This is a genomic window from Chitinispirillales bacterium (assembly GCA_031254455.1).
GTDB lineage: Bacteria > Fibrobacterota > Chitinivibrionia > Chitinivibrionales > Chitinivibrionaceae > WRFX01.
Genome location: JAIRUI010000041.1, coordinates 1 through 19,743, shown reverse-complemented (window position 1 = coordinate 19,743; position 19,743 = coordinate 1). Strand labels below are relative to the sequence as shown.

At 40.9% G+C, this 19,743-nt stretch carries 23 protein-coding genes; 1 reads left to right on the top strand and 22 read right to left on the bottom strand.

What is annotated here, in order from left to right; genetic code table 11:
* The 17 genes from LBH98_03200 to LBH98_03120 all read right to left on the bottom strand — a co-directional run.
* Positions 1-521 (bottom strand): hypothetical protein (locus LBH98_03200; GenBank protein MDR0303762.1); only part of this gene is annotated, 521 nt, incomplete at its 3' end.
* Entirely contained in the window at positions 508-1,392 is an 885-nt protein-coding gene (locus tag LBH98_03195; protein MDR0303761.1) for an InlB B-repeat-containing protein, read from the bottom strand. The genes LBH98_03195 and LBH98_03200, both read right to left, overlap by 14 nt.
* Positions 1,393-1,396: 4 nt before the next feature.
* Complete coding sequence (locus LBH98_03190) at positions 1,397-2,995, bottom strand: hypothetical protein (GenBank protein MDR0303760.1); 1,599 nt, start codon at positions 2,993-2,995, stop codon at positions 1,397-1,399.
* The gene (locus LBH98_03185) at positions 2,988-3,206 is read right to left on the bottom strand and encodes a hypothetical protein (protein ID MDR0303759.1); all 219 of its coding nucleotides are present in this window, start codon (positions 3,204-3,206) and stop codon (positions 2,988-2,990) included. The genes LBH98_03190 and LBH98_03185 overlap by 8 nt, the downstream gene beginning before the upstream one ends.
* 3 nt (positions 3,207-3,209) lie before the next feature.
* Positions 3,210-4,769 carry a hypothetical protein gene (locus LBH98_03180; GenBank protein MDR0303758.1) on the bottom strand — a complete coding sequence of 520 codons (1,560 nt, stop codon included), beginning with the start codon at positions 4,767-4,769 and terminating at the stop codon, positions 3,210-3,212.
* The gene (locus LBH98_03175; GenBank protein MDR0303757.1) at positions 4,756-5,154 is read right to left on the bottom strand and encodes a hypothetical protein; all 399 of its coding nucleotides are present in this window, start codon (positions 5,152-5,154) and stop codon (positions 4,756-4,758) included. The genes LBH98_03180 and LBH98_03175 overlap by 14 nt, the downstream gene beginning before the upstream one ends.
* 8 nt (positions 5,155-5,162) lie before the next feature.
* Entirely contained in the window at positions 5,163-5,840 is a 678-nt protein-coding gene (locus LBH98_03170) for a carbohydrate-binding domain-containing protein (protein MDR0303756.1), read from the bottom strand.
* A gap of 9 nt (positions 5,841-5,849) precedes the next feature.
* Entirely contained in the window at positions 5,850-6,917 is a 1,068-nt protein-coding gene (locus tag LBH98_03165; protein MDR0303755.1) for a hypothetical protein, read from the bottom strand.
* Positions 6,901-7,422: a hypothetical protein gene (locus LBH98_03160; GenBank protein MDR0303754.1), complete on the bottom strand. Its 522-nt coding sequence runs from the start codon at positions 7,420-7,422 to the stop codon at positions 6,901-6,903. The genes LBH98_03165 and LBH98_03160 overlap by 17 nt, the downstream gene beginning before the upstream one ends.
* Positions 7,419-8,798: a hypothetical protein gene (locus tag LBH98_03155; GenBank protein ID MDR0303753.1), complete on the bottom strand. Its 1,380-nt coding sequence runs from the start codon at positions 8,796-8,798 to the stop codon at positions 7,419-7,421. The genes LBH98_03160 and LBH98_03155 overlap by 4 nt, the downstream gene beginning before the upstream one ends.
* Positions 8,798-9,598, bottom strand: a complete 801-nt coding sequence (locus tag LBH98_03150) for a hypothetical protein (GenBank protein MDR0303752.1) — start codon at positions 9,596-9,598, stop codon at positions 8,798-8,800. The genes LBH98_03155 and LBH98_03150 overlap by 1 nt, the downstream gene beginning before the upstream one ends.
* The gene (locus tag LBH98_03145; protein ID MDR0303751.1) at positions 9,588-9,752 is read right to left on the bottom strand and encodes a hypothetical protein; all 165 of its coding nucleotides are present in this window, start codon (positions 9,750-9,752) and stop codon (positions 9,588-9,590) included. The genes LBH98_03150 and LBH98_03145 overlap by 11 nt, the downstream gene beginning before the upstream one ends.
* A gap of 61 nt (positions 9,753-9,813) precedes the next feature.
* Positions 9,814-10,245, bottom strand: a complete 432-nt coding sequence (locus LBH98_03140) for a hypothetical protein (protein MDR0303750.1) — start codon at positions 10,243-10,245, stop codon at positions 9,814-9,816.
* Positions 10,246-10,266: 21 nt separating this feature from the next.
* A complete protein-coding gene (locus LBH98_03135; GenBank protein ID MDR0303749.1) occupies positions 10,267-10,902 on the bottom strand; it encodes a DUF3277 family protein in 636 nt (211 codons plus the stop codon).
* Positions 10,903-10,905: 3 nt separating this feature from the next.
* Positions 10,906-12,264 carry a hypothetical protein gene (locus LBH98_03130; GenBank protein MDR0303748.1) on the bottom strand — a complete coding sequence of 453 codons (1,359 nt, stop codon included), beginning with the start codon at positions 12,262-12,264 and terminating at the stop codon, positions 10,906-10,908.
* Positions 12,265-12,291: 27 nt separating this feature from the next.
* Entirely contained in the window at positions 12,292-12,486 is a 195-nt protein-coding gene (locus LBH98_03125) for a hypothetical protein (protein MDR0303747.1), read from the bottom strand.
* Between the two features lie 161 nt (positions 12,487-12,647).
* On the bottom strand, positions 12,648-13,016 hold the full coding sequence (locus LBH98_03120; GenBank protein ID MDR0303746.1) for a DMT family protein: 369 nt from the start codon (positions 13,014-13,016) through the stop codon (positions 12,648-12,650).
* 214 nt (positions 13,017-13,230) lie between these two features.
* Here LBH98_03120 and LBH98_03115 point away from each other — a divergent pair, with 214 nt between their 5' ends.
* Positions 13,231-13,803 carry a hypothetical protein gene (locus LBH98_03115; GenBank protein MDR0303745.1) on the top strand — a complete coding sequence of 191 codons (573 nt, stop codon included), beginning with the start codon at positions 13,231-13,233 and terminating at the stop codon, positions 13,801-13,803.
* A gap of 33 nt (positions 13,804-13,836) precedes the next feature.
* On the opposite strand, the gene LBH98_03110 is transcribed toward LBH98_03115, so the two are convergent.
* The 5 genes from LBH98_03110 to LBH98_03090 all read right to left on the bottom strand — a co-directional run bounded on the left by LBH98_03110 (position 13,837) and on the right by LBH98_03090 (position 19,740).
* Positions 13,837-16,128, bottom strand: coding sequence for an MMPL family transporter (locus LBH98_03110; GenBank protein ID MDR0303744.1), 2,292 nt, complete (start codon positions 16,126-16,128; stop codon positions 13,837-13,839).
* Complete coding sequence (locus LBH98_03105; protein MDR0303743.1) at positions 16,109-17,341, bottom strand: pyrophosphate--fructose-6-phosphate 1-phosphotransferase; 1,233 nt, start codon at positions 17,339-17,341, stop codon at positions 16,109-16,111. Before LBH98_03105 ends, LBH98_03110 begins: the two co-directional genes overlap by 20 nt.
* Before the next feature lie 19 nt (positions 17,342-17,360).
* Positions 17,361-17,786, bottom strand: a complete 426-nt coding sequence (locus tag LBH98_03100) for a hypothetical protein (protein MDR0303742.1) — start codon at positions 17,784-17,786, stop codon at positions 17,361-17,363.
* Positions 17,787-18,116: 330 nt separating this feature from the next.
* On the bottom strand, positions 18,117-19,211 hold the full coding sequence (locus LBH98_03095) for an AraC family transcriptional regulator (GenBank protein ID MDR0303741.1): 1,095 nt from the start codon (positions 19,209-19,211) through the stop codon (positions 18,117-18,119).
* Positions 19,212-19,608: 397 nt separating this feature from the next.
* Entirely contained in the window at positions 19,609-19,740 is a 132-nt protein-coding gene (locus LBH98_03090; protein ID MDR0303740.1) for a KTSC domain-containing protein, read from the bottom strand.
* Between the last annotated feature and the right edge of the window lie 3 nt (positions 19,741-19,743).

Below are 19,743 nucleotides of genomic sequence, written 5' to 3'. Positions count from 1 at the left end.
TGATACACGTCGGTCGAATTTAAGTGAGTGGAAATAACCGCCATTCCCCGTTCTCCCTTATCGTCATCGCCGCCCGATACTATCCAATTCAAATATTCTTCAAATCTGTCAAAGTTTTTGCTTGCAGAATCCGCGTTGCTCAAAGAAAATTGAATGGGAGAATTTTTCATTACGCCCAAAAACACCTGACAATAATAAAGCAACGATTTCCACAAATCTACGGAAACCGTTAAATTGGACGGATACGCTTCGTCTGTTCTTCCAAGGATCAAATCTATCATTTCCGAAGCGGAAGGTATTACTATACTGATATTTTCCTGTCCTCTTTCCCATGGCCCTTCACTTCCGTCTTCGTTTTTTTTCCGAAAATCAACTAAGCAATCAAATAACATCCTGCAACGCAAATTGGCGGGGAGAAAGGAAGAAACTTCTTGATTATCGTAACCGAGATGAACGCAGATTTCACTAAAATATTCCTTATCTTCTTGATTCAGAATATTTTTTAATTTAATTGTCTGCATAACTTTTTCCTTTCCGCTCTAAAATTTTATATAAGATACTAAATTTCTTAAGCTCGTCCGGCGTATCTCGTAAAATTTTATAAAATTTGTTTTTAACGCCTTTCGTTTGAAATCTTTCGGCGATATAAGTTTTATTCCCTTCTTCATCGGTTTCGCTAAAAAAGAAAAATTTCCAATCTCGTTTAAATTGTGCAAAAACAGACCTGTTTTGCGATAATACTTCAACAGCAGTTCCCAGGTTATCCGTTCCTTTCGAATCACTGCTCCAAAATCTAAACAACTTATTTTGTTTTAACGGTGTAATATCAGCAGATATTTTTGAACCTATTTCTCCTCTTTTTATTTGAGATTCTGGAACTCCGTCATTCCCTTTGAAATTTACTTCCGACGATGGTAATTCCATCCATTGAGCATACCAAGTTATAGTAGAATTCGGATTATTAATAACTTCATTTGCTCCACCAATTCTAGTTCCACCCGTTAACGCAGAATACCAGCCATTCAAAGCATAACTGTCTTTTGTAGAATTTGGTAAAGTTATAATTTCATCGTACCGTGTAGTTTGTATTTGATCTATTGCACTTCCTCCATTACTATTAAATGTTATAATATTTCCTTCTACCCATAACATAAAAACATTAAGGTTTTCATTTAATGTAAATGTGTCGTCAGGATTTCCTACAAATTTTGCGTCAACTTCTTCTTCCGATAAATTTAACAATTGTTCAACTGTTATTATAGGAGTTTTCAACCAACCATTATCAAAAAATCCGCTTCGTTTTGTAAGAGGAAGTGTTATCATTGCTCCTGCATCAGCAGTAATCGAATCTACTGCACTCCCGCCATTACTATTAAATGTTATAGTTGCCATATCATTATTCCCATCTTGTATAAACTCTCATAATCGTAATCATTCTTGATAATGTCGTTCCAGGATTACCAACCACTCCTGCGCCGCCGTTAATCGGAGATATTAAAAATCTATTAAAAAAAGTAGTAGTATCAAAGAAATCCGATATGTTCTCTTGCAATATAGGAACGTCATTAGGATTGTTATATGAAAGTAAAAAACTTCGTATTAAAGGTGTGTAAAAACCAGAAGGGATGGGTGTCCAACCTTTTGCAATAATAATATCTATTGTTTCTTCTATAGTTCTAAAATTATCTTTTTGCGTTGCAGGCGGGTGTCCGCCGTTTTCGTTGCCATCGTTACCGTTACTGCTATCGTTAATTATTGTTGTATCGTCATAAGCATAAACTTGTTTTGAATATGTACTCGGCTCTGCAAAACTATATCTATTAAATTCTTCTTCGCTTGGCAAGTTTGGCGAATCAAATCTGGTACTTTTCCATTTTCCGAATCTTTCTATTAAATTCCATCCCTTTTTTTCTAAATAATCTCCGCTTTCGTCATAAAATTTTTTCCAGCCGCCGTCCTCATATTTCCAATAATTAGTCGAAAACGAAAAATCGACATACCAAATATTATTCGGACGAATAACTTCAATTTCTTCGTATTCTCCTTCCCACTCGTCTTTGTCTTCTTCACTCCATTCGTTTTTATACGGGTGAACGCCGTAGAAGCCGTCGCCGTAAACAAAATTTCTAACGTTTCCCGTTCCTTTCCCATCGCCGTAAATCTTAATCGTAATCGTTTTTGTTATCAATTCTACCAAATTCAAATAATAAATCGTATCGACCGTCGCCGGGACAAACTCTGCAATTTTATTTACCAAATTCTGCGTAATCGTTCTGCGTTTATTCTCTTCGACCGAATTAAGCAACGATACAAGACGGGATTTACCGATCTTTTCGTCGCCGCCGCCAAAAAACGCCGCGTCGATAATCGTTTTCATATCGATATTACCGACAAAATCCGTAACGTTATATGTCGTCAATTTTATATTTTCAGGATTGTTATACGAATTTATAATTATCTGAATTAAATCTCTGTCCCGCTCCTCAAAATCTTTATAATCGCCCGTCCTTCTTAACCATTTATCGATTAATTCGTTTCCGCTTAACACGTCGTAATACTCTTTGTCCAAAAATATGTGTAAATCGTTATCCGCAGGAAATTCTTTGAAATTTGAGTCTTTATCGTTTTTGTATCGGGTTTTTACCAGCGCCTCGGCTCTGCGAATTTCAAGTATTTCAAATCCTATATCGGACGGATACGGCGCGTTTTTATACTGCCGCAAAAACAATTTTATCGCGGTAATCGACTGCTCGATATTTCCCCAGGAAAGAGCGAGTTTCTGTAAAATTTCAATTTCTATGTCTTCCAAACCCGCCGCGTCGCCGCCGATTATATAATTGCGAATTTTACGCGCTTCTTCTCGAGCGTTGACCGGAGTTTTTGAAGTTCTTGAAACTTCGTTGTTCAAAGCGTATAAAATACCGTTCTGAGCCTCAAGAACGTCGTGACGCTGTAAAGTAAATATTTTAAGCAGGGCCTTCAGGTTTTTAGCCATTCAGAAAATCCTCTCTGTACTGGTCTATCAGCCACATCTCGACTTCGTCTTCCAAACCTTCTATCAAATCGGGATCCGGTTTTACAGGTTTTATCGGAGGAATAACTATGTATTTCGTCCCCTCGTTTTTGTAATTCCAAACCGGAATTCCGTCGATTTCGCCGCCGTATTCTTCGTCGCCGTATTTAAGCGGTATTTCGATTATCGTCATAATTTAACTCACCTGAATATCGTTAAGATGAACGTACTCGTCTATCAAACGAACGTCGTTGTCCGTATAATCTCTTTGGGATAACGACGTTTTCCAATTTGAATCTTCGCCCGCGTTTCTTTGCTCGATAAGCACCCTTGCGGTTCCTATAACCTTGTTTATCGGCGTGTAAAGGTCTTTCAAAATAAAATCTTCTCCTATGCCGTAGCGTCCGTACGCCCAGTTAAGAATTTCTTCTTTGATACGATTTTCGCCGCCTACCGGAAAAGGATTGTCTTTGTGATAATCCAAAATCGTAATCTTTACTTCGATATGTCTGGGTTTGGGGCTGTTCCAGCCTATAGCCTGATCTATAACGTACTCTTTGGTTATCGGATCCTGCACAGTTCTCGTTCTTTGAAAATCGACGCCGAATACCGTACAATTCGACGGTACGTATTTGAATAAAAAATTTGCAATCCCGACTTGACTTCCGCCCTCTATAAGCGGCATTATGGACTTTGGCGGCATAAACACTCCGGCTCTGATTTCTTTGGGAGCGCCCGCCGCGTTTTCCATAATCCTGCAAAACGATACTCCCGGGACTTCCTGCGCCAATCTTTGTTCCAGCGCGACCGCGGAACATCCGCCGTACATGCGGCGGGAATATCGCATCCTGCGAAATAATTCCAAATCCGTTTCGCCGCCCCGCGCCCTAAACATCGCGGTCGGATTTGTACAGGTAAATAAATTTGTGGCTTTACTCGCAAGCGAATTTATGCTGTGAGCCGGCAGTATTTCTCCGCTCTTATAATCTTTATTTTCCACATAAACCTGATACGGCGTCGCGACCATATCCGCAAAAGTTCCCATATTCGTATCGTCGATGCCGCACATCTCTCCGAAAGGCATTTTGCAAAGCCAGAAATTTTCGTTGTCGTTAAAATTTTTAACGATACTAAATTTGTTCAGAACGGTGTCGAACCTGTTTTGCAGCGTCGCCCTGTCGTCGTCTTCATACGCCGATATCATAGAATAAGGGACGTTCGTTCGATGATTCGTCACGGTGAAAGTCCCTCCTTTCTCAGCGTCGAATTCGCCCCAGTTTATAAGAAAGGAAGTAATGTTTTCGCGGGGGAATTGTATCGTGCCGCCGCGGGACTCCATGTCCACGCCCAAACCGTCTTTTACGATTTTGCGCGTCCAGGATTTACCGTTTATATCGTTAAACTCGGGAAGATTGGATAACTGCGAATCCGCTCCTATTTTTCCGTACACGTCCAATATAGCGGAAGCGTTTATCGCGGGAAGCCGTTTGAACCCGGTATAGCCTGCAAACCAGTCGGCGAATATCCCCCGCGGATAAGCGAACAATCCTACGAACACCTGCAGTTGTTTCCACGTATCAAGCCAAAATTTCGCCGAAATCTCAAATAACTGTCCTATCGGACCGTCGCTTGCCCTGTCTATCTGTTTTCCGGTTTTTTCTTCAAGGTATTTGTAATTTTGTCGGATAATCTCTTCCATAGAAGGAATTTCCAAACCGGCTTTGGTAAGCCCGAGATTTCTGTCAAAAAATTTCATTTATCGTCACCTCCGTTATGTCGGTTTTCAGAAATAAAAATAATTCAAGGACGCGCTTCGCCGGATTGTAATTCATTACTTTACATTCGATTTCTTGAACTTGATACGCCGTATCCTGATAAAGCCTGTCGGCGATATACTGCGTGATAGTATTTTCAATCGCCGCCGGCTCTACGCCTTTGCGAAAAAACTGTTCAAAATAAGGCAGACCCAATTCTTCTCGAATGGGATATTCGCCGCGATACGTACGAAGATAATACTTTATTCTCTGTCTCAAATCTATCTCGGGCTCGTCCTGCCAGACGAAATTATACTTCCCATGCTCGTTTGGGCGCAATGCCAAATCCCACTCGGTTCCAACGTCCATGTCTAATAATAACTGCATGTTTCCTCCTATAATTTTCCTGTCGGAGTCGCGACGCTCGCCGCGGTAATCGCTCCCGAAACCGTTAAAGTCGGCGTGGCGATGTTGACTATCGGCGCGGTAATATCCAGCGTTACGGCGGATTTTATCGCGGCGGTATTCGCCGCTTCGATATTTACGCTTCCCGCGGATTTTATAGAAGCGTCTTTTGCCGCCTCGATATTTACATTCGCCGTCGAAGTGATATCTATATCCTTTGTTACGGTTATTTCCATTGGACAGTCCGCGTCTATTTTTAACTTGCCGTCGGTCATTAAAATCGACGATTTTTCGGATATTATCTCACATTGAACGTCTTGAGGCAAATCCTGCGCGAACATATTTATGCAGGGAACGGCGAAACATTCGCCGTATTGAAACTGTTTTCCGAGTCCCGTCTGAACGCGCCGTTCTTCTTTCCGCGTAAAAAAATTATCAAGCGGGTATTTACTGGTAATCAACAGCACTTCGTCGTCTTTTTCTACGCGAAAACGAAAGCCGTACCTTTTTGATTGAGGAAATACCAAAGGAACCTCGTTTATCCGCTGGTTATTCTCGTCGATAACGGGCATTACGTCCGCAAACATACCGCCCTTGTGCACGTTTAAAACCGTCGCCGGCATCGCGGTGTAAACGGATTTCATCAAATTGTCGAAAACCTCTCTCATCGTTTCTCCTTAGTCCTGCGCGGGACGCCCGCTAAAAGTCGTACACCAAAAATCGCCGTAAAAACTTCCCTGATGCCGCACTTTGGAAACATACATGTCCGCAGTCGATTTTTTGCCTTGTACGTCCTCGATAATCAGCCGCGTCCCTACTTTAATAAGAGGATTCAAAAGCGTTTCGCCGCTATATTCGACTACGGGCGAATTTCCGTCATAAATCACTTTCACGTCCGGCGTCGGAAATTTTGTCAATCCGCTTTCCTGAGAAATACGCATCTGCGATATTCCGCCGGTAGAAAACGGAAAGCAGAAACCGTTCGCGTCGACGGTGAATATTTCTACTCTTCTGTTTGGATTTTTCGGGTCGTCAGCCGGCGCAAACAACCATTTTGTCTGCAGTTTTTCACATAAATCGTCCATAATCTGCACAAAAGTCCCGCTGGCGCTATACTCTTTCTTCGCCTCCGTTTCGGCTTCTTTTCCGTTTGATAACGCCTCGTATAACTGTTCGACGGAATGTCCGGCTTCTATATCGAACCGCTCGCATAATTGAACGATATTCTTCAAAAAGTTTGCGCCGGCGGGGCAATGCCAGTCGATATTTTGTTTTCTGTCGATCGCCGGCAAAACCTGCGTTTGAAAGACTGTGAGCGTGTCCGCACCCTCCCGTCTTGTTTGACGCGAAACTACCTGATGATGCCCGATAAGTCCCAATTCCCTGTCTTTATATCCCGCAAACAGAGTAAGAATTTGATTCGCAAAATTTTTGTTAAATCCGAAATCGTCCACGTTTGCGGCGGTTATGTTTCCCGCGCCGCAAGGATTGTTTATGTCGTAAGTAAAGTCAAATTCAAAATGAAAAGGCGGCGTTATACATTCGTCAAAATAATTATCTATCGCTTTATATTCGAGACGGCGTTCTTTTTGATAAACGTCTTTGCTCCAAACTTTTTCGTTTTGCGCTTGGGCGCGCCGCGAAGAAACGACCGTGTTCTTCTCCTGATATTCTAAAGTCGTATCGGCGGCGTCGGCAAACGCGGCAAACGCGCATAAATAGTCTCTGTCAAATTGATACGCCATAAATTATATTCCATTCGTTAAAAAATTCCGTATCCACCGGTCTGTTTTTATCCGGGTCGGTTTTGTGCGCCGCATACATTTCCCAGCCGCCGATAATTTCACCCGCAAGAAGATTATTATACTGTGTAATCAATATTCCCGTCGCAAGTACGGTTTCGTCGTCAAAAAGAACCGTCATATAGTACGTATGTCTGGATTTCTTAGATACGTCTATCTCTTCTTCTTCTTCATCGTCTCCTCCTCCGCCGTTGCCGCTGTATTCGTTTTTATAGGGATAAACGCCGTAAGTTCCGTCGCCGTAAACAAGTTTTTTGAGATGTCCGTAAGCCGAATCGTTGAAAGAATCGAAAGTCAGATTGTTAAAGGCGTCGTTAAAAGAATTATCGAACGGATTCCTCTGAATCAAAAACGTATATTCGTGTTCGTTCATAGTTAAAACGAATTCTATATTCGACAGCGATTCTTCTTCGCTCGACAGCGACAGCGTTATGGGATTTTGTATCATAATATATTGAACCCTCCGTCGAGCAAATCGTTTTCGCCGATAACCGTTCCCATCTTTCCGTATATTTCGCACATCTGTCGATTAGACCACAAATCCGTAAGTTGCGCCGGCAGTCCCTGTTTTTTTACCGCGGCGAGATTTTGATTCCATTCGTCTATTATCTTGCTTACCGCAGACAGATTTTGACCGGCCAAATCTTTTAAGTTTATAATATCCGACGGATCAAGTTTTATATCCATAGCGTCTTTTATATTATCGTTATTAAGAAATTCTTTTACCTGTCCCGCTTTTTCAAGAACGGACGTTTTTATCGATTCCGTGTCTATCATACCCGAAATTCCCGATATGTCCATCGTACCCGCCATCCCGGAAATACTCGAAATATCTATCATCCCCGTTATATCCGCCATCGACGGCGGACCGATATTTTTTATGTTGGGCAGACTGGCTCCGTCTTTACACGGAATCGCGGGAACAAGTTGCGTTTTCTTTGTCGTTCCTTTCGCTATGCTTACCTGCGGCGACTGCAGGGAATACATTTCGGGATTTTTTGCAAATCTTACTTCTCGCAGCGTAATATCTACTTCGATTCTGCCCGCGTTGGAAAAATTTCTGTTTATATACATTCTCTCAATCAACATATCGGTATAATTTTCAAAACTGCTTATGAAAAATACGGGTATTTTATTTTTGAAAAATATTTTTAACTGTTCGTATTGTTGGTAAGGATTGTCAAATATTTTATGGTGGTATAATATCGTTTCCGTATTCGCCCGATTCGCCGCTTGCCGTTGTCCGCGGGTTTTGCCCGAAGAATCGTTTATCGCTTTCACCAATTTTTTACTTTCGCGTTCCGTTTGTCTTCGCGCTCTTTTACCGTCTATCTTTTCGGGATCGGCGTCGATTAAACCGTCAAAAAGAGTTTCGGGCGTCTGTTCCAATCGATAATTGGGTTTGGCCATAGGCGTAGCGGTCAGTATAAGCGTTCCGTGAAAAACTTTCGGAAGTATGTTTACGTTATCGGCGATATTATAATTTTGAGATACGGGATATTGCGGAATTTGCGCTTCAAAAGTATGCTCTTCGTCTGCGATTAACGGAAAAAACATCATATTCGGCATAGAAATCCAATATTTATCTCCGTATTTTTTGCGCAAAGCGTGTATTTCGTATTCGGACGATTCCGCATAACCCAGCGCGGGATATTGAAATAAATCTTTAACGCCGTGCAAATACGAATAAGTCGTGCGTTGTTTCTGCGTTTTTACGTCGCGGGAAATTTTATTTAGAGAAATATTGTCGTTTCCGCCGGCTATGGTTTTTTTGCTTACGGAATTCGCCGCCGCCGAAGCCGCCGATTTTAACGCTTCAAACATCAATTACCCGCCCTTTTTGTCTGTATTACGGCATTGCGAAGTTCGCCGTCTATATTGACTCTAATGTCGTTTTTTATTTGAAATTGATTCTTGTCGCGCTTTTGCCCGCCGACTAGTTCCGTGTATTTTTCCGACTGCTTGTTTTGATATTTTTCTTCTATTTTTTGTACGGTTTCGTTATTTTTTTCCGTGATATGATTTATCGCGAGAAGAATTCCCGTTTGCGCCGCTCCTATACCGATAAAACCGCTTGAGCCGTATTCGTCGGGCGCGGTTCTCAAAAAAGATAAAAACGACGACGATTTTGCGTTTTTTGTAATATTTCGCTTAAGGTTTATAATATTCCGTTCAAACGAAAAACGCCGTTTATCGGTTTTGTTATAAATCTCCTGTTTTGCGGCGCCGAAATCGGTTTGTTTCAGGGTTTGCAACATTTCAACGTCTCTTTCGTCCTTTTTGCCGACGTCTGCGGTGAATTTAGCCTCCGAAACGTTTTTGTTAATCGTTTGCGATAACCTGCGAATTACGATATTCTCCTTCAGATAATCAATCGCTTTCGCCGCTTTTTTCGCCGAAGAAGCGGGACGATTGTGCAGATTCGTAACGGTCAAATTCTGTCGTAAATTATCCAATTCGTTTCTCAGTATTTGGGCGTTTGTCAGTAATTCTCTTTGAACGCCGCCGACAAAGTCGGCTTGAACGGGTATCGAAAGCGTTTCTTTCAATTTGTTTCTCAGAACGTCAAAATTCGCTTTAACGTTTTTTATTTGAGATACGAACAGTTCTTTATCAAATCGCACCGTTTCCCGTCCTGTCTTTAACGTTATTTATTTCGTATTGCGTCAATTCGTTTTCAATTTTCATCACGACGTCGTTGAGTTTTGAAATTTCCCGCACGTCTTTGTAAGAAAGAATCGTGTCTAATTCGGTCCAAGAAACCACTTTTTGACGCATTAAACTGACGCCTGTAAGAAGTTCTCGCTCAAACGCCGAAAGACCTGCGAGATTTTTTTTATTATCGCTTCTCTTCGGGAGTCGGTTGTTTGAGAAACCTGTCCCGAAGCGCCTGAAAAACATCGCTGTAATTTACCTCCAAAACGGCGGCGCAGACTTTGTACAAAAACGTCATATTGCCGGAAAACATCAACGTTTTTTGACCTTCGTCGTTCATCTCTTTGCCGTCTATTTTGACATTCTGCAGCCAAACCTGCAACAAGGCGTCCAAAACTTCCGCATTGACGTTTTTTAATACGCTTTCAAGCATTTGTCCAATTCCGACAAAAGAATCGGTTAAATAATTTTCAAATCCTTTTCCTAATTCCGTCGCGTTTCCTCCGAGTATTTTCAAGAGAGAAAATTTAAATCTTATGGATTGAGTGAAAGGAAGAGGCGTAATACTGACCTGTTTCCCGTCTATAACCCTGCTCTGAGTTTGCATTCCGCTCATAATCGCTCCTTACGTTACAAATCAAATGTTAGTTTCCGAAACGCTTCCGCCCAGCATCGTCAATAAATCGGCTATCGTCTTAGTCGTGTCCGCGTTAATTTCCGCAGGCGTTTCACCGCCGAATAAATTATGCAGCGCTGGAATATTTTCGGGCGATACCGTTTCTTGACCGCTTCCTCCGGTAGTAGTATTTTTGATATTTCCGCCGACAAAAAACGCCGCCGCCGAAAGGGACGCGTCAATCATGGCGATATTCCATGTCCGCCGTTCGACGCCGTCCGAAAAACTGACAGTCGGAGGCTGCAAAACAAACGAAAAAGCCGCGCTTATTACGGTGCGTCCGCTTTTATCCCGAATCAAAATCGCCACGGCGCCCGACAATGTCGTTTTGTCGATTATACGCCAAGCCGAAAGAATATCGTTGCAATGCGAGGATTGAAGAAGCGTTAAAGACAGCGTCGATACGCGATTCTGTTTTTTAGCGCGAACGACGTCTCCGTCGGCGCCGCTTATCAATTCCCAGTCGTCTCCGTCAAGCGAAACTTCGATAAAAGTTCCGTCAGAAAACCCGCTCATTTCTACGCCGCCGATTATTACGGAAACCTGCGAAGGGTCGAATGAGTAAAGCCCTTTGTTTTTTGGTAATGACGCCGCCATATTTTAATCCTCCAAATTTACGTTTATTACTACCGTGTTTATCGCGCCGGCAAGTTTACAGTTATAGCGCAGACCTTCAAATCTTCTGCCGGCTCTTTGCTCCGGCGTTATTTGAGAAGCCGGCGTGTTATCCGAACTCCACGACTGCAATTGTCCGCCCGCCACCCAAGCGTTTAACAGCGTTGACGCCGCAAAATGTAGCAGGTCTATTCCCGACTGAGTAAAAGGAATTTTGCTTTTTGCGTCCGACGCGCTTTTAAGAGTGCCGAATATCGCTTCCTGCAATCTCGCTCTCATAAGGTCGATAAATATTACCGTATCGACCCATTCCCCCATATTATTCTCGCCTATCTGGGCGCCGAGTACGTAAGTCCCTGTGCAACGTCCGTTTTCAAATACCGTACGACCGGCGAGCGTATGATAACAATTCGCGTTGTTATCAATAACGTCCTTAACTCTGTTCGACGATAATTTATCCGCATTAAACGCCGGAGAAAGCGACATGTAACAGGGATTATACGTTCCGCCTTCACGAACCGCCAATTCCATAAATACGCCTATCGCCGCATAGTTTTTGAGTACGTCGTTTATTTTTAATTCACCCTTAACATAAGGGTCGGGATACGCAATTTTTCCGCTTTCTGAAACAAATTCAATATCCTCTATTTTCAATGTTCCGCTTGGCTTGTTCTTGGTTATTCCAAGAATATATTCTTCTTTATCGTCGCCTTCTTTCGTTCCGTTTATTAATACCGGATTACCGGACATTATTTTCAAAGAAGTTAAATCCAAGTCTCTGTTTAACGCTAACAAGTTTTTAACCGTACCGACCGCTTTTGAAGAAGCGGATTTAGGGTCAAGTAATTTAGCAAGAGTAGATCCGGTGACAAGTTCGCCGTCAATTATGTTTAATTCCAAGTTATCGTTCAACGTAGAAAAATGTACATCGTCAAAAAATTTCTCGTTGATAACGCTTGCGATATCGTCAACGTCGCAGTTTGCGCGAACGGAAGGCGTCAATATCAAATGATACCACTCGTTGTCGTCTTCGGCTACACGATTGTAAGTATTTGAGAAATTTGTAGATGGAGCCGCATTACCGTCCTGCTTTATCACGAATTGCTTTAAAACCAACCCTTCCGGCTCTGTCGAAGTCCACTCTGTTTCATTAAATTCTTTAACATCTCCATTGTTCCAAAGCGATTTTTTGATAAATATACCGTTACTTATACTTGTAAAATCTTTGTTTTCAATACTACCGTCTATCGAATCAAACGAAATTTTAATTCTCGGCGGTCTGCCTTGCGCACCGAAAAATATTTTCAACGACTGATACAGTTCATTGTTTTCGTAAGAACGCAAAGACTCAACTTTATTGCCCGGATTGTCCTACTCCAAATACCGTTTGGCATCGTCAAGATTTCTCAACGTGAAAACGCTGTTCGCAGTCTTCTCGGCGTCAAGCGTATCTTCTTTGAAATCGGCGCGTCTTCCTATCAAAAGTCCTAAACCGAAATCTCTTGCGTCGATACCGGCAAATCCTCTGCTGATATTGACCTCCACGATTCTGTCTAATTCAGCCATTTGTTCCCTCCTCTATGGGTAATTGTTCGTTTATCTCAACTTATATTATACCGCCGTCTTCTCTCTCTTTCAATCCCAAAAACTTTTCTGTTTACGAAATATAATTTATTCTGCGGCGGTAATGGTCGAAAAGCGTATATTTAGTTTTTTGTTTCGCCGCCTTATTTCATAAACACAAAATACACCGCCAAAACCAAACATACAAACGCCGCGATATGGTTTAACTGCAATTTCTCGTTTTCAAAAGCCAGCAAAGAAAAAAGCGTAAAAACGACTAAGGTAACGACTTCTTGAATTACCTTCAACTGCATCAGAGAAAACGGTCCCGCGTTGCCTTGAAATCCGATTCTGTTGGCGGGAACTTGAAAACAATATTCAAACAGAGCGATTCCCCAAGACAACAAAACGACGCAGTAGAGCGGCCAATTATCGATTATTTTCATATTCTGCAATTTCAGATGTCCGTACCAAGCCAAAGTCATAAAAACGTTGGATACGACTAGTAAAATAAGAGTGTTTACGATTTTCATTTTTATGTCCTTGTTCGACGGATTACCGTTTCCGTTTTGATATGCTTCATATCGTATTAAATCTAATATTTATATTGCGGATTTGCATGAATTATATACAAATCGAATAAAAAACAAATAATTCAAGATTTTTTAATATCGCCGCAACAAATAAATTATATTTATCGACGCCGAACTTCATTTATCCCATACGATATAAATTTAAGGAGGTTTTATGAATAATCTAAAAAGGTGTTTTTTGTCTATAACTGCGGTTTTTATCGGCGTTATGTTGTCAGGTTGCGCCGCTATGACCAATTCGCTGAAAACAATCGACGCGAACACGGATTGGGAAAAACCGACTTTAACGGCGGATTTGGATGTAAGTCCAAACAAAATAGTCGGGAATGCGACCGGCAGAAAAGATAAGTTGAACGAGATTGGAAAAGTCGCGATGTTAGACGCTTTGATAAAATATAATTCCGGAAAATTGGATAAAGATATTGCGGATTTAATGGTCGAACCGACATATTTTTACGAATACGACGGATTGGGCGGCGTAAAAATAACGGTTATCGGTTATCCCGCAAGATACAAAAATTTCAGAATGATAGAAAAAACGGAAATTCCTTTGGATAACACTGTCGCTATCGTCAAAAACAACGACTATTCGACTGGCGATTGTTTTAATAGAAAGAAGGGAATAAAACAGATTATAGCCGGTTCTTTTTTTATACCGTTTAGCGCCGGCGCGATAGTATCGGGAATAAAGAAAATAAAGCGGGCAAAGAGAGGGCAATGCGGTTAGCGATTGTTTCTGTTATTTCTATATATAGAATAATCAGCCTTTTCTTTTTACCAAAAGCGAAAACAAATACGATAAAACGATCCCGGGCGCAACGATTTCGCCCATTGATTTAAGCGCAGGCGTTTTTGCAAAAAACAAAAGCCCAAACGCCATAAACGAGGTAATACACGAAAGCAAAACCGCAAGTTCGGTTTCGTTCAAACGATTTTCGCTTTTCGCTCTGAAAATAGAATAATCGACGCCTATTCCCAAAACCAGTAACTGCCCGACGCAGTGCATTAAATTTTGTTCTACGCCCAAATATCCCAAAATCGCCTGCGTTGAAACGAGCGTCAAGAACGGCGGAATTATAACCGAAACCGCCGATAAAAATCCGTTTGAAATCCAAAAATATACGAGTAGAAACGAAAAAATTACCAAAGCGGCGATAAAAATCGTTTTAAGCATCGTTTTACGGTAGTTTTGTAAAACCGAAGTTATTTCGTCGATTCGGTTAAAATAAAAAACGCTCGTTTTGTTTTCAAGCGACTTTATTTCGCTTTCGTCCCTTATGTCGTCAAGCAAAACAAGCGCCGCAGACAGAGAATCGCCGCAAACAAAAGTCGATTTGAAGTTTTTTGAGACAGGTGAATTAAAGAACTCGTCAAAATCCGATTTTTTATATGTCTTTGCCGACAATTCGTTGATTAGATTTTGCAAAACGCCGTCTTTGAAGCCGATTCCTTTCAAATATTTAAGTACTTCGCCGTCGTTTTGCGTTAAAGTTTTCAGCAGATTTTTACGATTTTTATCGGCGTTTTCGGCGCTGTTCAAGTATTGTCCTATTGAGCGGTAATTTTCTATACTCCTTTTATTTTTCAGAGAATTGAGTCGAATCGAAATTTTTGACAATTCGTTTAACATATCGTCGTTGTTTTTGCCGACGACCGCCAAAAATTTATTCGCTTCGGTATTTCCCGTAAATTTTCGCAAAATCGCTTCCTGCGCTTCAAGTTCGGGTGCGGGATTTCTAAAATTTTCCACGCCGTCGTTATATTTTACTCCCAAAATTCCGGGGATAGAAATTGCGCTTATCAGAATCGCTATTATAATCGAAACCGAAAAAGGAATTTGCGAAATCGACTTTTCGGGCAATTCAAACGGAAGTTTTTTATTTGCAAATTTAATATCGGGAAACAAAATTACTACGCTTAAATACGCACCAGCAAGTCCGAAAACACTCATAATCGCGATATGGCGAAGTCCCAAAACCGGTGTTATGAAAAACGCGCAAAACCCTGCGATTGTCGAAATTACGCTTAAAGTTATTCCGCCGAAAATCGCTTTCAGCCGTTTTTTCGGATCTGTTTGATTTTGCGTCAAATAATGCAGCGAATAGTCTATTACGATTCCCACAAAACATGCGCCCATAGACAGCGCGATCCCGTTTATTTCGGGCGAAAGCGAAACAAGCGCCGAAAATGCGAAAATCAGTCCGCAAAAAATAGGTATAAGTCCTGCAAAAATAACTAAGATATTGCGAAAAACCGAAAAGAGTAAAATTACGACCGCCGTAAACGAAACGGCGCCGATAATTCCCGCGTCTCTTTTACCTTCGTCAAAACCTTTTTTTGCGTATCGGGCTACGCCGGTTACCGAAAGATTGGAAGTTACAGAAGACTCTATCAGCGAAATTAATCTTTCCAAATCATTTTGAACTTTCGGCGAGAAACTGCTTTCTTTGAGTGTCACGTTAATTAAAATTGCGGTCGTATCGGACGGAAAAATCAAAAAATCGCCGTCGCTAATCCACTGCGAATTTCCGTTCAGTTCCAGCATTTTATCCATAAAAAGCATAATCGGATCAAGATTCAGATTTTCGCCGTAAAAATCCGGCAAAGGTGCGAAAATTTTTTCGTTATAATACTCTATAAATTTTTTAGAAGAATTTACGTCTTCGACGATTTCCCGCATATTATCGGACAAAAGCGAATATCTTCGCTCAAAAAACCACTTAAAATATTCCTTTTCGATTTCTTTTGAAGTTCCTGAAGAAATTTCACTGAAGATTTCCGATTCTTGCGATAATTCCATAATTTTTTTTGCAGAAATTATCGCATTTTCTTCGTCTTCGTCCAAAATCAAAAAAAACGCTTTGCGCGACAATTCGTCGGCGGCGTTGTCCGTCAAATCCTGAATAATTTTTTGGGATTTGTCGGCAGACAAAAGCGACAGAACGGAAGAATCTACATCTATTCCCTGTCGAATTTTGAAAAATATGGCAAAAGCCGCAAAAACAACAATGATTATGAAAATTGTTGTTTTATCAATGCCCGCTTTTTGCAATATTTTTACCTTTCGTTTGACCTATATCTTTAAGCAGCCGCTCAAACCAGGCGGTGTCGATATTAAACGGCTTTCCGCCTGCGATTCTGTCAAACTCTATTGCGCGGAGAACGTTATTTTTATCTTCGTCGTGTCCGATAACTCCGCCTTCGCGGCGCAGTGCGCAATCTACGGCTAAATCCGTGCAACTTTTTATCAAAGACAAATCGCGTGCATTAGCCGCAGCCGCCCGCGCGTAATATCCCGACTTTTGCACTAAAACCTTTTCGGCGTCGAGCATTTTTGAAAACTGTTCGCCAAACCATTTACCCGGATTTATCGCGTCTAATTTTATGTGTCCGAACGCGTCTCTTTGGACTTCCTGTCCGCTCGCCTCTATTTGTTTGACAATCGAATCTACGCCCGCGCCTTCGGAAATAAAAATATTCACGCAGTCGATTTTATCCATAATTTTATTCAAACGCGCCGCTTCCGCTTCAATATTTATTTCCATTTCGGGAATAAAAACAGCGTGAACGTCAATCCCGTCCATTGAACAGCCGATTTGCGGAATAAAGTTCGAGCTTGCGATAAGTTTACGATATTCCAATGCGGTCTCAGCCGTGAGCCAGCCGCAATTTCGTCCCATAACTTCGTGAATTATAAGCATCCGCGGATTTGCGGAATGTTCGGCTACGACATTTCTAAAAAATTGTGCGCCGAATTGCGCCGCCGTCCAAGCGCCAAGCGACTGACGAATGGGATAAACATCGTTGTCTATTGTTTTTGGAAGCCCTACAACCGTAAGGTTGTAATTATTTTTCGCCAAATATGCGGCTAAATCCGCCGCGGTCGTGTTCGTGTCGTCGCCGCCGATGGTATGCAAAACGTCAACGCCGTCTTTGGTAAGCTGCTGAGCCGCGACTTTCAAAGGGTCTTCGCCTTCTTTAACAAGTCCTCTTTTTACGCAGTCTTTGACGTTTGTAAGTTTAACGCGGCTGTTTCCTATGGGACTTCCGCCGTGTTCGTGCAAAAACCGAGCGTTTTCTCTTATTTCGGGAGTTACGCGAATATATTTCCCCTGCAAAAGTCCTTTGTATCCGCCTGTGTACGCGATAATATCAATTTGTGGGGCGATTTCCGCGTATCTTTCAATCAAACCTCCTACGGCGCTTGACAAACAAGGCGCCAATCCGCCCGCGGTTAATAACGCAACTCTTTTTACGTCCGACACAAAAACTCCTTTGAAAATTTTATTTGTTTTTTGGTTTCTTCACGATTTTTTTATCTTTTTGCTTTTTCGCTTCGATTTTCGTCTGTTTTTTTCTTGCCTTTTCTTTATCTAATTGTCCTTTCGCTTTTCTTGCAGACGCCATTTTTTTGGTCGCGAAGATTGCAATTTTGTACCTTAATTTTTTGAACGGATTTTTTTCGTTTTTTACAAGAATTTCTATAGACGATAAATTTAGTTTTAATACGATTTCCTGCAAAATCGGCGATAATTCCAAATATGCGGCGCTTCCGACAGTTTTTTGCGACATTAAAAAGTCCTGTAAAAGTTTCATATTTTTGCCCATTGAAAGCGGCTTTTGATACTGTCTTATAATCGCCTGCTGTTTTTTTGCCATTTCGTTTTGAACGTTTTGACTTATTAACTTCTGGTCTATCTGAGCTGCCATAAAATCCTCTTTTTAATTTATTTTTTTTTGGTAAAATACAATATGGCGTGGTAATTTACTCTAATTTCAAATATTTTCTTGCATAAATAGAGACGGCTGGTCGTAGTTTTTTCTTTTTCCGACAACACTTTGTATTCGGTATTCATCTTTAATAAAACCGTTTTTGTTACTCAAACGGTCTAGGATCATTTGGTAGTATTCAGGGTGAAGTTCACAACTTATATAATTTCGTTTCAAATTTTTACATAACGCCAATTCACTCCCGCTGCCGCCAAAAAGTATGAAACAGTCATCGTTTTCCTTAAATTAGGACGGCGGATGTTAACTTTCTTATTTTTCCAAACTCTTTCTAAATTCCGCAGGAGTCTTTCCGGTAATTCTTTTGAACGCTCTGGAAAACGAATTTGCATGCGGATAGCCTACGGTTTTGGCTATTTTCTGTATCGAATTTTCTTTGTCACGCAACAGTTCCTTCGCATATTTCGTCTGCAAATTGTTTATATAGCGCAGGTAATTTGTCGAGCAATATCTTTGCATAATGTTATTAACTTGAAACTTGGTAAGTCCGAATTCTTTTTCAATAGTTTTAAGCGTCAAATTCGGATCGGTGTAATTTTCGTTTATAAACTTTATAAGTTTTTCACTTTGAATTTTTTCAAAATCCGAAGCGGGCGACAAATACGGGACGGATTTTTTATCCGACGAGCGCATTTTCTTTTTGTCGAAAAAATTAAGTTTTACAAATATTCCCATAAAAAGCGACATTGAAGCTATTCCGATAAAAATCGCCGCCCATATGTTGTGATAAGGGTCGTCTATAAAACGAATTTCCGTAATGGGGGCAATCCATTCGCCGTCGTTGCTTCCTGAATTAAACGGGTAATCGTTGACGCAAATATGCGTCATTTTGTGCCAATCGGTTTTAGGCAAGGTTTCTTCTCTCACATTATGCAGATAAAACCACCAGTTCGGCGTAGCGAAATCTTTTAATTTCACCTGATATTTGAATTGGTTCGGTCTTAATCTGATAATGAAAGAATACGGGCGGTTGCTTTCCATAGTCGGTCCGGAAAAACCCGGAACATACATATAAAGCGTAATCATTATATCCTTGTCGTGCTCGGGTAAAACGGCTATTTCCAATTTTTTATATTTCTCCAAATCGATTGTTCTGAACAAATCGTTAGCGTGAAAAAGCATATATTGATACGGCTCTTTGCTGTCAAACGGCGCAGTGCGGGAAAAGTGTATATGTCCATGCAACGGCGAATCTATCGTTTCGCGAGGCGTGCCGGCATTTGAAAAAACACCGTATTCAAAAAATGTTTCTCTCAAATCGAACAATTCCATCGAACCGCCGTATTGTGTAAAAAATACGGCGGCGGCGGCAATTATTCCTATGGCGATTGCGATAAAATATTTCATAATTTCTCTTTTCGTAATACAAGTAAAATACATTTATTGTCATACTTTAACAAGCGAAAAACTGCAAAATAAAAAATAATGCCGCGTTTATTTACAGCCAAACAAAAAAGAAATAACAGAGTTTTGTTACTTTACAAAATGTTCATTTAGCCTAAAGTAAAGAAAAATGTTTATAGGAATGTTTTTACGTACAGTTTTATATTATAGATGATACGGAATATCAAGAATTGGCGGCGGTTGCTAAATCGTTATCTCATTTATATAAGCTAAAAATTAAGCGTTCAAACGCTTTTTCTACGTGTGTTTACGGGGTATTGGGTTACCGTATGATATACCGTTGTAACAAGATGGCGGATTATTATGACGATTTGCATAAGTTTTACGCTACGCAATTGTATTATAATATTGAAACGGCATAAGCCCATTGTTTTAACATTTCAAGGCTTATGTTGTTATATTCATAAGTTGCGCCGCTTGGAAACGTTACGCTTACAATTCTTGTTTTTGCGTCATAAGAAACCGCATCTATAAC